The sequence below is a fragment of the Variovorax sp. MSC1_012 genome (assembly GCF_023667525.1).
Classification (GTDB): domain Bacteria; phylum Pseudomonadota; class Gammaproteobacteria; order Burkholderiales; family Burkholderiaceae_C; genus Variovorax; species Variovorax beijingensis_B.
Genome location: NZ_CM174443.1, coordinates 919,431 through 932,196, shown reverse-complemented (window position 1 = coordinate 932,196; position 12,766 = coordinate 919,431). Strand labels below are relative to the sequence as shown.

13 protein-coding genes are annotated in these 12,766 nt (G+C 69.1%); 6 read left to right on the top strand and 7 right to left on the bottom strand.

The window, feature by feature from the left end:
• Positions 1-7: 7 nt before the first annotated feature.
• From L1081_RS04310 to L1081_RS04295, 4 genes are read right to left on the bottom strand one after another with little or no spacing between them, the layout of a single operon-like run.
• Positions 8-1,012, bottom strand: coding sequence for a DctP family TRAP transporter solute-binding subunit (locus L1081_RS04310; protein ID WP_489415343.1), 1,005 nt, complete (start codon positions 1,010-1,012; stop codon positions 8-10).
• Positions 1,013-1,059: 47 nt separating this feature from the next.
• On the bottom strand, positions 1,060-2,340 hold the full coding sequence (locus tag L1081_RS04305; protein WP_489415342.1) for a TRAP transporter large permease subunit: 1,281 nt from the start codon (positions 2,338-2,340) through the stop codon (positions 1,060-1,062).
• A gap of 1 nt (position 2,341) precedes the next feature.
• The gene (locus L1081_RS04300; RefSeq protein ID WP_489415341.1) at positions 2,342-2,947 is read right to left on the bottom strand and encodes a TRAP transporter small permease subunit; all 606 of its coding nucleotides are present in this window, start codon (positions 2,945-2,947) and stop codon (positions 2,342-2,344) included.
• 51 nt (positions 2,948-2,998) lie between these two features.
• The gene (locus L1081_RS04295) at positions 2,999-3,922 is read right to left on the bottom strand and encodes a shikimate dehydrogenase family protein (protein WP_489415340.1); all 924 of its coding nucleotides are present in this window, start codon (positions 3,920-3,922) and stop codon (positions 2,999-3,001) included.
• A 200-nt stretch (positions 3,923-4,122) separates the two neighbouring features.
• Here L1081_RS04295 and L1081_RS04290 point away from each other — a divergent pair, with 200 nt between their 5' ends.
• The 6 genes from L1081_RS04290 (at position 4,123) to L1081_RS04265 (ending at position 9,742) form a co-directional block, all read left to right on the top strand.
• Complete coding sequence (locus L1081_RS04290; protein WP_489415339.1) at positions 4,123-4,917, top strand: IclR family transcriptional regulator domain-containing protein; 795 nt, start codon at positions 4,123-4,125, stop codon at positions 4,915-4,917.
• Between the two features lie 73 nt (positions 4,918-4,990).
• Positions 4,991-5,998 (top strand): tripartite tricarboxylate transporter substrate-binding protein, encoded by a 1,008-nt coding sequence (locus tag L1081_RS04285; protein ID WP_489415338.1) that lies wholly within the window; start codon positions 4,991-4,993, stop codon positions 5,996-5,998.
• A gap of 24 nt (positions 5,999-6,022) precedes the next feature.
• Positions 6,023-6,688: a response regulator gene (locus L1081_RS04280; protein ID WP_489415337.1), complete on the top strand. Its 666-nt coding sequence runs from the start codon at positions 6,023-6,025 to the stop codon at positions 6,686-6,688.
• Positions 6,689-8,107, top strand: coding sequence for a sensor histidine kinase N-terminal domain-containing protein (locus L1081_RS04275; protein WP_489415336.1), 1,419 nt, complete (start codon positions 6,689-6,691; stop codon positions 8,105-8,107).
• A gap of 28 nt (positions 8,108-8,135) precedes the next feature.
• On the top strand, positions 8,136-9,158 hold the full coding sequence (locus tag L1081_RS04270; protein ID WP_489415335.1) for a tripartite tricarboxylate transporter substrate-binding protein: 1,023 nt from the start codon (positions 8,136-8,138) through the stop codon (positions 9,156-9,158).
• Between the two features lie 143 nt (positions 9,159-9,301).
• On the top strand, positions 9,302-9,742 hold the full coding sequence (locus tag L1081_RS04265) for a hypothetical protein (protein ID WP_489415334.1): 441 nt from the start codon (positions 9,302-9,304) through the stop codon (positions 9,740-9,742).
• Between the two features lie 34 nt (positions 9,743-9,776).
• Here L1081_RS04265 and L1081_RS04260 read toward each other — a convergent pair whose 3' ends face one another.
• The 3 genes from L1081_RS04260 to L1081_RS04250 are packed head-to-tail and all read right to left on the bottom strand — an operon-like array spanning position 9,777 to position 12,755.
• Positions 9,777-11,006 carry an ROK family protein gene (locus tag L1081_RS04260; RefSeq protein WP_489415333.1) on the bottom strand — a complete coding sequence of 410 codons (1,230 nt, stop codon included), beginning with the start codon at positions 11,004-11,006 and terminating at the stop codon, positions 9,777-9,779.
• Positions 10,999-11,796 (bottom strand): ATP-binding cassette domain-containing protein, encoded by a 798-nt coding sequence (locus L1081_RS04255; protein ID WP_489415332.1) that lies wholly within the window; start codon positions 11,794-11,796, stop codon positions 10,999-11,001. The genes L1081_RS04260 and L1081_RS04255 overlap by 8 nt, the downstream gene beginning before the upstream one ends.
• Positions 11,796-12,755: an ABC transporter permease subunit gene (locus tag L1081_RS04250; protein WP_489415331.1), complete on the bottom strand. Its 960-nt coding sequence runs from the start codon at positions 12,753-12,755 to the stop codon at positions 11,796-11,798. Before L1081_RS04250 ends, L1081_RS04255 begins: the two co-directional genes overlap by 1 nt.
• Between the last annotated feature and the right edge of the window lie 11 nt (positions 12,756-12,766).

The window sequence follows — 12,766 nt, the reverse complement described above, 5'->3', positions numbered from 1 at the left end:
GCCGTCCTTACTTGCGAACCTTGGCGATCTCCGCCATCAGTTCCTTGACGGTCGCCTCGCCTACCGTGGCCGTGTACTTGTCGATCACCGGCTTGACCTTGTCGCGCAGCTTGGCCATCTCGGCCGGCGGGAGTTCGGTCACGGTCATGCCGGCCTTCTTGAGCGTGTCGAGCGCGGTGTCGGCCGCGGCGCGGGACGCCTGGCGCTGGAACTTGGTGGCTTCGGCGGCGGCGTCGCCGATGATCTTCTTCTCCTCGGCGCTCATGCCGTCCCAGGCCTTCTTGCTGATGATCAGCGCCTGCGGGTTGTAGATGTGGCGCGTCTGCGTGATGTGCTTCTGCACTTCGGCGAACTTCGACGATGCGATCACGGTGTTGGGGTTCTCTTGGCCATCGACCGCCTTCTGGTCCAGCGCCGAGTACAACTCCGGGAAGGGCATCGGCGTGGCATTGGCGCCGAGCGTGCTGAACAGGTCGATGTAGATCGGCGACTGGATCACGCGGATCTTCAGGCCCGCGATGTCCTCGGCCTTGGCGATCGGGCGCTTGCTGTTGGTCAGGTTGCGAAAGCCCAGGTCCCAGTAGCCCAGGCCGTGCAGGTTCTTCTCGTCGAGCTTGGCGAGCAGCTTCTGGCCGAAGGGGCCGTCGGTGACGGCGTCGGCTTCCTGCGCGTTGTTGAACAGGAACGGGAAGTCGTAGGCCGCAAACTCCTTGACCTGCGCGGTCAGAATGCCGGCGTTGAGCACCGTCATCTCGACGGTGCCGCCCTGCAGCGCCGAAACCGTCTGCAGGTCGCCGCCGAGCGTGCCGCCCGGGAACAGCTTGACGGTGATCTTCTTGCCCGACTTCTCGGCGACGAGATCCGCGAACTTCTGCGCGCCTTGTGCCTGCGGGTGGCCGGTCTGGTTCTGGAACGCGAACTTGAGCGTGCGTTCCTTCACCTGGGCCGCGGCGCCGCCCATGGCCGCGAGCGCGACGACGGCGACCAGTGTGCGCTTGAAAAAGTTGTTCATTGTGAAAGTCTCCTTGGGTTGATCTGGGAAAAAAGAAAGGGCGAATGTCAGCCGCTCAGCAGCCGGGCCGGCCAGATGACGAGCTGAGGGAACATCACCATCAGGAACATCATTCCGAACTCGGCCAGGGCAAAGGGCCACACGCCGCGCGTGAGTTCGTCCATCTTCATCCGGCCGACGCCGGCCACCACGTTGAGCACCGTCCCCACCGGCGGCGTGATGAGGCCGATCGAGTTGTTGATGATGAAGAGCACGCCGAAGTAGACCGGATCGATCCCCGCGGCCTTGATGACCGGCATCAGCACCGGCGTGAGGATCAGGATGGTGGGCGTCATGTCCATCGCGGTGCCGACCGCCATCACCAGCACCATGATCACGATCATCAGCAGCATCGGGCTCGCGATCAGCGGCTCGAGCAGCGCGACCAGCTTGGCCGGCAGGTCGGCCACGGTGATGAGCCAGGCCGAGACCATGGCCGCTGCAACCAGGAACATCACGATCGCGCTGGTCTTGGCGGCCGAGACGAACATGGCGTAGAACTGCGAGGGCTTGAGCTCGCGGTAGACGACGGTGGCCACGAAGATCGCGTAGACCGCGGCCACCACGGCCGCCTCGGTGGGCGTGAAGATGCCGAAGCGCAGGCCCACCAGGATGATCAGCGGCAGCAGCAGCGCCCAGGTCGCTTCGCGCAGCGCGGTGAGCATCTCGCCCCTGGACTTGCGTGGTGGCGGCAGCACTTTTTCCTTGCGCACCAGCCACCACCACGTGAACCAGAGCGAAGCGCCGATCAGGATGCCCGGGAAGATGCCCGCAAGAAAGAGCTTCGAGATCGACACGTTGGCGGCAACGCCGAAGATCACGAACCCGATCGAGGGCGGGATGATCGGGCCGATCACGCCCGAGGCCGCGATCAGGCCGCCCGAGCGGGCCTTGTCGTGGCCGGCGGCCACCATCATGGGAATCAGCAGCGCCGACAGCGCGGCCGCGTCGGCCACCGCCGAACCCGAGAGCGCCGAAAGGATGCAGGCCGCCACGATCGCCACGTAGCCGAGGCCGCCGCGCACGTGGCCGACCACCGCCAGCGCCAGGTTCACGATGCGCCGCGACAGCCCGCCCTGGTTCATGGCCTCGCCGGCCAGCATGAAGAAGGGCACGGCCAGCAGCGGAAAGCTGTCGGCGCCGTTGATCACGTTCTGCGCCAGGATCTGTGCATCGAAAAGGTCGAGGTGCCACATCAGCGCGACACCGCACAGCAGCAGCGAATAGGCGATCGGCACGCCGATGGCCATGGCGCCCAGCAGGGCACCGAGGAAGATGGCGATCGTCATGTCAGCGGCCCCGCGTATCGTTGCCGCGGCCCTGGCGGGCGCGTGCCTCTTCTTCGGCATCGCGGCGCGCCAGTTCGGCGTTGATGCGGTCGATGTCGCCCTGCTCTTCCGACTCGTGCACCATCACGAGCTCGGCGTCGCTGAGCTTTCCGCTCAGCGCCAGCCACAGGTCGTACAGCAGAAACACGATGGCCGAGACGCCGAACACCACGCCGACGAAATAGAAGATCCCGACCGAGGTGCCGGTGGTGGGCGCGCTCACGTCCCAGTTGATCAGCGTCTGCTGCCAGCTGCCCGTGAGCAGCAGGTACGAGGCGAACAGCATCAGCCCGTGCGACAGGTACAGGCACAGCTTCTTGCCCCAGGTGGGCAGCTTCGAGATCAGCATGTCGGTGCCCAGGTGGCCGTGCTCGCGCACCGCGACGATGGCGCCGAGAAAGGTCATCCAGACGAAGAGCCAGCGCGACACTTCCTCCGACACGGTGATGCCCGAATTGAAGCCGTAGCGCAGCACGACGTTGCCGAACACCATGGCCACCATGAGGGCCAGCATCAGCGCCATGAGCCCTTCGAGCCCCCGGCAGTACCACGAGAAGATCCTTGTCATTGTTTGCCTCCTGTTGAAATTGTTCTGATCGGTTCTGTCGGGCTCGCGCTTTCAGGCGACGTTGTCGGAGTGATAGCGCAAGGGGGCTGCAATCTCCGCGGCCATGGCGGCCGGATAGATCAGTTCGCGCAGGAAATCCGAGTCCTTGCGCAGCGCTTCGGCCGCATCCTTGTGGCCGAAGTACCCGAAGTAGTGCGGCATCTGCTGGATCAGCATCTCGAAGCCGGCCTGCGCATTGAGGCCGCGCGCGCGTGCCGCGCGCACCAGCGGCGTCGGCTGGTTGCGCAGCAGAATGTCGAACAGCGCGGCATGGGGATCCATGCGCGCGACATCGACGGGCAGCGCGTCGGCCTCGTCCAGGCCCAGCGGCGTGGCATTGATGACGAGGTCGTAGCCTTCGGGCGCATTGCTGTCGACCGCCACTACGTTGGCATCGAAGAAGGCGTCGAGCTTGGCCGCCACGCCGGCCGCCCTGCCGGCCGAGGTGTCGTAGAAGGCGATGTGCTCGGCGCCATCGACCGTGCCGCCTTCGGCCAGCGCCACGCCGATGGCCGCGGCGCTCACGCCGGCGCCCAGGATCAGCACCCGCTTGCCGCGGAACGGAATTTTGAAGTGGTCCAGCGCGCCCAGCAGGCCTTCGCCGTCGAACAGGTCGCCCTCCAGCTCGCTGTTCTCGATGCGGCGCACCACGTTGACCGAGCCCGCCACCCGGCCGAACAGGCCGCAGCCATCGAGCAGGTCGACCGCCAGCGGCTTGTGCGGCGGCGCAATCACCATGCCGCGCACGTTGCGCGCGAGGAATGCCGACTTGAAGAACACCGCGAAATCGCGCAGCGGCACCTGCACGGGCACCAGCACGGCGTCGATGCCGAAGCGCTCGAAGGCGGCGTTGAACATCCGGGGCAGGCGCACGTTGCGCACAGGGTCGCCGGGAATCAGGTACGCCAGGGTGCTGCCGCTGATGGAGGTGGTCATGTCTTGCCTCTTTTTGTACGGCAATCGCTCCAGGGCCACTGCCAAGGCGAACTTTAGCCACCTCGCTGTGGATTTCGCTCAGGAATCAAGCCACGATCGATCGACAATCGTCCTTATTCGTTCGATGATCGTACATAAACAGGGTTTGTCCTGATCCGGCCGGGCCGCCGCGCCGCCCGCTGCACGGCACACTTCGGGCCATGAGCACCGATGCCACCGATCCATCTCCAGCGCCCGCCGGCCTCGACAAGCGCGACTGGATCGCCGGGCTGGAACGCGGCGTGAGCATCATCGAAGCCTTCGACGATGCCCATCCGCGCCTCACCGCCAGCCAGGCCGGCGAACGCACCGGCATGACGCGCACGGCCGCGCGCCGCTACCTGCTGACGCTGCAGCACATGGGCTATGTGGCGAGCGACGGCAAGCTGTTCTGGCTCACGCCGCGCGTGCTGCGGCTGGGCCAGTCGTACCTCGACTCGGCCCGGCTGCCGCGCATCGTCCAGCCCTTCCTGCAGCGCGTGGCCGCCGGCACCAGCGAGATCGCCTACCTGAGCGTGATGGACGGCGACGAGGTGGTCTACATCGCGCGCAACGGCCCCAATCGCAGCATGAGCACCGGCTACGTGCTGGGCGCGCGGGTGCCGGCGCAGGTCACGGCCGCGGGCATGCTGATGCTCGCGCTGCGCGGCGACGCCGAGCTGTCCGAATGGCTCGCCACGCGGCAGCTGCAGGTGTTCACCTCGCACACCATCGCGAGCATGGAGCGCATGAAGCTGGAGCTCGCACGCATCCGCGCCCAGGGCTGGGCGCTGTCGGAGCAGCAGCTCGACCTCAATTCGCGCGGCATTGCGGTGCCGCTGCGCGACCGGCACGGCACCCTGGTGGGCGCGCTCAACATCACCATGCCGATGGGCCACGAAAGCTCCGAGGACGCGGTGGCGCGCGTGCTGCCGGTGCTGCGTGAAACCGCGCAGGCGATGCGCAACCTGATCTGACCGACAGCTTTCCGACAGCATCCCTGCGGCAGGATGCGGGCTTTCTTTCACACGAGCGATGGAGACAAGCATCATGTCCAATGACTTCCCGAACGACCCGCAGTCCACGCGCCGCCAGTGGCTGCAGGGCGGCGGCGCCCTGGCCCTGGGCGGCCTGCTGCCTTCGCTGGCCTCGGCGCAGGCCGGCTGGCCCAGCAAGTCGGTGCGCTTCGTCGTGCCCTTTGCGCCGGGCGGCAGCTCGGAGATCGTCGCGCGCTCCACCGCCGCCGAGCTTTCGCGCACGCTGGGCCAGAGCGTCTTCGTCGACAACAAGCCGGGCGCGGCCGGCAACATCGCGATGAGCGAGGTGGCGCGCAGCACCGACCAGCACACGCTGATCCTCGGCCACATCGGCACGCTGGCGGTCAACCCGTACATCTTCGCCAAGCTGCCCTACGACGCGAACAAGGACTTCAAGCCCGTGAGCCTGCTGGCCAAGGTGCCCAGCCTCTACGTGGTGCATCCCGACGTGCCGGCCAAGAACCTCAAGGAGTTCATCGCCTACGCCAAGTCGAATCCCGGCAAGCTGAGCTACGGCTCCGCGGGCAACGGCAGCGCAGGCCACCTGGCCTTCGAATACCTGAAGATGACCGCCGGCGTGTTCATGCTGCACGTCCCTTACCGCGGCACCGGGCCGATGGTGACCGACCTGCTCTCTGGCCGGCTCGATGCCTCGGCCATCGGCGCCGCGGCAATCCTCCCGTTCATCAAGACCGGCAAGGTGCGCTGCATTGCCACCGGCTCGGCCAGGCGCCTGGCGCAGCTGCCCGACGTGGCCACGGTGGCCGAGCAGGGCTTTCCGGGCTTCGAGATGACCCAGTGGTACGGCATGCTCGCGCCGGCCAGCATCGAGCCCGCGCAGCTGGCCAGGCTCTCGGCCGAAACGATGAAGGCCGTGAAGTCGCCCGATTCGATGCAGCGGCTCACGGCCGATGCGGCCGAGGCCGTCGGCGGCACGCCCGAGCAGTTCGCGCAGTTCATCGTGGCCGAGCAGTCGCGCTGGCAGAAGGTGATTGCAAGGGCCAACATCAAGCCCGACTGACGCCGCAGCCCCTAGCATCGCGCCATGCGCATCCTGCTGGCCGAAGACGAACACACCCTGGGCACCTGGCTGTGCAAGGCGCTGGAGCATGCGGGCATCCAGGTCGAATGGGTGGACGACGGCCGGCTCGCCGACCGCGCGCTGCAGCAGCGCGACCACGATGCGCTGGTGCTCGACCTCGGCCTGCCGGGCATGGACGGCCACACAGTGCTGCAGCGGCTGCGCGAGCGCGACCAGCGGCTGCCCGCGCTGATCCTCACTGCGCGCGATTCGCTCAACGAGCGCGTGGCCTCGCTCAATGCGGGCGCCGACGACTTCCTGGCCAAGCCCTTCGCGCTGGCCGAACTCGAGGCGCGGCTGCATGCGCTGGTGCGCCGCGCGCGCGGCGTGGAGCATCCGCGCCTGGCCTGCGGGCCGCTCGCGTACGACGGCGCGCGCCGGCAGTTCGTGCTGGGCGGCGAAGCGCTGGCACTGTCGCCGCGCGAACAGGCGGTGCTGCGCGTGCTGGTGCAGCGCAGCGGCGAGCCGCTGTCCAAGCAGCAGATCCTCGACCGTGTGTTCTCCGACGACGAGGGGGTGCACCTCGAAGCGGTCGAGGTGCTGGTCTACCGGCTGCGCAAGCGGCTCGACGGCAGCGGGGTACGCATCGTCACGCTGCGCGGCCTGGGCTACGTGCTGGAAGCCGACTGAGTGAGTGCGCCGCGCCCATTCGCACAGCGCCTGCGGCGCGCGAGCCTGTGGCGGCGGCTCGCGCTGCTGCTGTTCCCCGCCCTGCTGCTGGTGACCGGCATCGAGCTGTGGATGACGCGGCACGACGCGCTGGCCGCCGCCAACGCGGCCTACGACCGCTCGCTGCTCGGCGCGCTCAAGTCGATCGACGCGAACATCTCCACGGCCTCGGGAGGCCTCTCGGTCGAACTGCCCTACACGATGTTCGAGTTCTTCGAGCTCACGGCCAGCGGCCAGGTGTTCTTTCGCGTGGCGACCTCCGACGGCCTGGTCGAACTCGGCAGTGCCGACCTGCCCGCGCCGCCCGCCGAGCTGCGCACGGGCGTGCCGGCCTTCTACGACGCAAGCTATTTCGGCGAGTCCGTGCGGCTTGCGGCCTACCGGCGCGACCTCGACCGCGCGCCGGCCGGCAGCACCGGGCGCAGCGTGCTGATCCAGGTGGGCGAGAGCACGCGCTCGCGGCAGGAGTTCAGCGCGCGCTTTGTCCGCAGCGCCGCGCTGCGCGACGGACTGGTGCTCGCACTGCTGCTGTGCAGCACCTCGTTGGCGCTGGCCGCGGCGTTGCGGCCGCTGTCGCGGCTCGCACGCGAGGTGCAGGCCCGCGCGCCCGACGACCTGACCCGCATCGCGGACGCAGACCTGCCCGCGGAAGTGCGCCCGCTGGTCGCCGCCGTCAACCAGCAGAGGTCGCGCACGCAGGAACTGGCGGCGCAGCAGCGCCAGTTTCTCGACGATGCGTCCCACCAGCTGCGCACGCACCTCACCACGCTGCAGATGCAGGCCGACTACGCCAGGCGCGAGGAAGACCCGGCGCAGGTGCAGGCCGCGCTCGACGCGCTCGGCACCGAGATCGGGCGCGCGACGCGCAGCGCGCAGCAGCTGCTGGCACTGGGCCGCAGCGACACGGTGGCGGTGGAGCCCGCCGAGTTCGACCTGGCGGCGCTGCTGCGCGAAGTGGCGGTCGACCTGCTGCCGCTCGCGCGTGCCAAGCGCATCGACCTTGGCATCCATGCGCCCGCGGCCGAGTTCTTCGCGGTGGCCGACCGGGCACTGCTGCGCGAAGCATTGAGCAACCTCGTGGCGAACGCCATCGCCTACACGCCGGCCGAAGGCACGATCACCCTCTTCGCGGCGGGCGATGCGGCGGGCTGGAGCCTCAACGTCGAGGACGACGGCCCCGGCCTGAGCAATGAGGAGCGCACCGCGCTGGGCCAGCGCTTTCGCCGCGGGGCCCGCGCGGGCAAGGGCGGCTTCGGGCTCGGCCTGGCCATTGCGCGCTCCATCGCGCAGCGGCACCGCGGGGAGTTGCGGCTCGAGGCACGCGAGTCCGGCACCGGGCTGCATGCGATCATCTGGTGGCCCCGTCCGGCGGCCAGCTAGCCGAAACGCCGCGCCGCCCAACGCTTCCATGCCGATTCCTTTCGCCACCCGCCGCCATGCGCTCAGCGCGCTGTCTGCGCTGCTGATGCCCGGCATCGCCCGCACGGCCATGGCGCAGAGCACCACCGATCCGTCGTTGGCCGCGGCCGAATGCGTGATCCCGGCCAAGGCCGGCGGCGGCTTCGACCTGACCTGCGCGCTGGCGCGCGATGCGCTGCAGGCCGTGCGCTCCGCGCGGCCGCCGCTCGGCCTGCGCTACCTGCCGGGCGGCATCGGCGCGGTGGCCTTCGACCGCATCGCCACCGGTCGGCTCGGCGGGCCGGGCACGCTGGTGGCGTTCTCCAGCGGCTCGCTGCTCAACCTCGCGCAGGGCCGCTTCGGTCCGCATGCGCCCTCGGCCGTGCGCTGGATTGCCGCGCTCGGCACCGACTACGGCGTGATCGCCGTGCACCGCGACTCGCCCTACAGGCAGTTGCAGGACCTGATGGCCGCACTGCGCCAGGACCCCTCGCGCGTGGCCTTTGGCGCGGGCGGTACGGTCGGCAGCCAGGATTGGGTGAAGGCCGCGCTGCTGGTGCGCGCCGCCGGCCGCGACCACCGCGCCATGCGCTTCGTGTCCTTCGAAGGCGGCGGCGACGCGCTGGGCGCGCTGCAGGGCAGGCACGTCGATGCGTTCCCCGGCGACGCCGCCGAGGCGCTGCAGGCCATCGCGGGCGGCGCAGCGGTGCGGCTGCTGGCCGTGCTCTCGCAGGCGCGGCTGGGCGGTGCGCTCGACGGTGTGCCGACCGCGCGCGAGCAACGCGTGGACATCGTCTGGCCGACCGTGCGCGGCCTGTACCTGAGCGCGAACGTGCCCGATGCCGTGGTGCGCGCATGGACCGCCGCGTTCGCCGAAGCCACGGCCGCGCCCGGCTATGCGGCGCTGCGCGAACGGCATGGCCTCTATCCTTTCGCACTGACCGGCGCCGCGCTCGACGACTACGTGCAGGCCCGCATCCAGGCCTACCGGGCGCTCGCGGACGAACTCGGACTGCGCCGCTGGAAGCCCTGAAGAACCCCGGTGAGCGAAGCCCCGCAGCGGTCCTTTCCACGGCATCGACGCGGCGGATTCCGTAGCGCCACATGGCGCAGGCCTACAGCAGCGCCCGACAGACGCCGGTAAGAACGGCTGAAGACAACCAAGGAGCTTCAGCCATGAGCCCGGAACACACGATCGACCCGTCCAGGCACCCGGGTGCTGCGCGCCGATCCGGCTCGCAACGGTACTGGGCGCCTTGCCTGGCCGTGGCGCTGCTGGCGACATCCCTTTTCTATGTGGCCTTGAAAGACCTGGTGCACGAAAGCACCGCGCGCGCGCCGGCCTTGCCGGCAGCGACCATGCCGGCCCATGTCGAGCCTCCGGTGCCGGCCAGGGAAGCGTCTACCCCGCCGGTGCCTTTTCGCGCGCCGCTCGTGAACGCCGTCATCGAAAGCCCGACGGTCGCTCCCGCAGAGCCGCCCGCCTTCGTCGAAGTGCAAAAGTGTGTCATGCCCGAGGGCGACGCCCTCTATTCCGATGGGCCCTGCCCCGAAGGCGCACGCGCAAGCACGCTGCGATTGCCACGCAACCTGCACGCAGCAGCGGCGCGGCTATAGGCGGTGTGATTCAGAAGCGGACCGGAGCCGCGCCTCAGGCCGCCTTCAGGAACACATCGTGGTCCGGTGCGAAGTTGGCGTGCAGCGGCAGCATCGCGCCGCCCAGCGCACACGCCTGTGCACCCACCCGGCCCCCATGCAGCTGCGGCGCCCACAAGCCCTCCCAGTTGCACCGGGCCAGCGCGGCACGGGTCTGCTCGAGCAAGGCTTGCAGCAGCGAGCGCGACATCGAGCCGTCCATCACCACGTCCGCCAGGTCGAGCACCGCCGTGCTGCTCACGATGGCATGCGCCAGCGCCAGCGATGCGGAGCCGAGCCAGGCCTGCGTGGCGGCGGCAAAGGGCGCCTGCAGCGCGCGGTCGTCGTAGGCCGCGGTGGTATCCAGGCCCTGGGCCTGCAGCCGCTGTTCCAGTTCCCACAGCGAGGCCTCGGCCATCACCTGCGGCGGCAGCGCCCCGCCCGCACCAGCCTGCACCGGCTGCATCGGCAGCGAAGCCAGCGCGCCCGCGTTGCCGTGCGCGCCGGTGTGCAGGTGCGAATTGATGACCAGCCCGCCGCCCACGAAGGTGTCGACGAAGATATAGAGAAAGCTCTTCAGGTCATGGCCACGCCCGCCCACCAGTTCGGCCACGCAGGCCGCCACGGTGTCGCGCGCAAAGCTCACGGGCACCTCGGTGCGCGCGCGCACCTCGGCCGCCAGGTCCATCTGGTTCCACAGGTCGGCCTGCGCCTTCGACAGGCCCAGCGTGCGGTGCCAGCCGCCAAGCTGGAACGGCGCGGCCAGCCCCGCGCCCACGTTGCGCGCGGCCAGCGACCCGAGGCCATCGCGCAGCCGGTGGATGTGCTGCGCGATGGCGGGCAGCAGCTCGCCCGCATCGGGAAAGTCGTAGCTGATCGCATGCCGCTCGCGCACCTTCGCGGTGAAGTCGATCAAGAGCCATTCGGCGCCGCGCCGGCCCACCTTGATGCCGATGGCAAAGGCCCCGTCCGGGTTCAAGGCAAGCGGCACCGAAGGCTGCCCGATGCGGCCGCGCACGCGGCCCTGCTTGACGATGAGCCCGTCTTCCTCGAGCCGCGCGGTGATGAGCCCGATGGTCTGCGCGCTCAGCCCCGTGAGCCGCGCGAGGTCGGCCTTGGGCAGGCTGGTGTGAACGCGCAGCGCCTGCAGCACCGTGCGCTCGTTGAACTGGCGCATGCCGACCTGGTTGGACCCGCGGGGCCGCAGCAGGTCGGGCGAGCGCGCAGGGGCTTGTGCATCAGGCATGCGCCTCCGCGGGCAGCTGGTCGGCGGTCATGGCGCCGGTCATCACGGCCACCGTGTCACTCATGCTGATCTTCTTCGGGTTGAGCACCGCCGCGCGCTTTCCCAGCCGCGCCACGTGGATGCGGTCGGCCACCTCGAACACATGCGGCATGTTGTGGCTGATGAGCACCACCGGCAGGCCGCGGTCGCGCACGCGGCGGATCAGCTCCAGCACCATGTTGCCCTCCTTTACGCCAAGCGCTGCGGTCGGCTCGTCCATGATGACCACGTGCCGTGCGAAGGCCGCGCTGCGCGCCACCGCCACGCACTGGCGCTGGCCGCCCGAGAGCGTTTCCACCGCCTGCGTCATCGACTGGATGCCGACCTTCAGGTCTGCCATGCGGGCCGCGCTCTCGTGCAGCATCTTCTTCTTGTCGAGCATGCGCAGCACATTGCCCAAAAAGCCGGGGCGGCGCAGTTCGCGGCCGAGAAAGAGGTTCTCGTAGATCGTCATGGCGGGTGCCACGGCCAGGTCCTGGTAGACCGTCTCGATGCCCGCGCGCCGTGCATCGAGCGGATTGCGAAAGTGCACCGGCGCGCCGTCGAGCAGGATCTCGCCCTCGTCGGGAACGGTGGCGCCCGACAGCGCCTTGATCAGCGACGACTTGCCCGCGCCGTTGTCGCCGATCACCGCGAGGATTTCTCCTTCGCGCAGTTCGAAGTCGACACCGTCGAGCGCCGTGACCTGGCCGTAGCGCTTCACCAGGCCCCGCGCCTGCATCACGATCTTCGGGTTTGCGACGGTGTTCATCAGCGGGCTCCCCGGCGCGACAGCTGGTCTGCCGCCACCGCCAGAATCACGAGCACGCCCGTCACCAGCACCTGGTAGATCGACGACACGCCCATCAGCGTGAGCCCGTTGCGGAACACGCCCACAATCAGCACGCCGATCAGCGAGCCCAGCACCACGCCGCGGCCGCCGAACAGGCTGGTGCCGCCGAGCACCACGGCCGTGATGGCGTCGAGGTTCTCGGTCTGCCCCGCGTTCGGGTCGCCCACGCCGGTGCGCGCCACCGACAGCAGCGAGGCGATGCCGTAGAGCGCACCCGCCGCCACGTAAACGCCCAGCAGCACGCGCTGCGTCGGAATGCCCACCAGGCGCGTGGCCTCGGCGTTGTTGCCCACCGCGTAGATGTGCCGCCCCGCCGCCGTCTCGCGCAGCACGAACCACGCGAACGCATAGAGCACCAGCATCAGCACCGCACCCCAAGCCACCGCGGCGCCGCCAACGGCGAAGGTGGTGCCCAGCCCCGTGAGGCCGGCGGGCAGGTCGGTGATGGTCTGCGAGGACGAATACAGCTGCGTGATCGCGAACGCGATATTCAGCGTGCCCAGGGTCACGATGAAGGGCGGCAGCTTGATGCGCGTGACCAGCAGGCCGTTGACCAGCCCGAACAGCGTCGTCACGCCCACGCCGCACAGAATGGCCACCGGCACCGGCAGGCCGAGCTCGGTCGCGAACTTGCTCATGATGATGCCGCCCAGCGCCATCACCATGCCGCACGACAGGTCGATGCCCGCCGTGAGAATGATCAGCGTCTGGCCGATGGCGATCACTCCGACCACCATCACCTGCTGCAGGATCAGCGAGAGATTGTCCCCCGTCAGAAAACGGTCGGACTGGGTCGCAAAGAAGATGCACGCGCCAAGCAGGGCCAGCCACGGCCCCAGGGCGCCCCACGGAATGTGGTGCGTTGGAGATTTCGCCATCAGGATGCTCC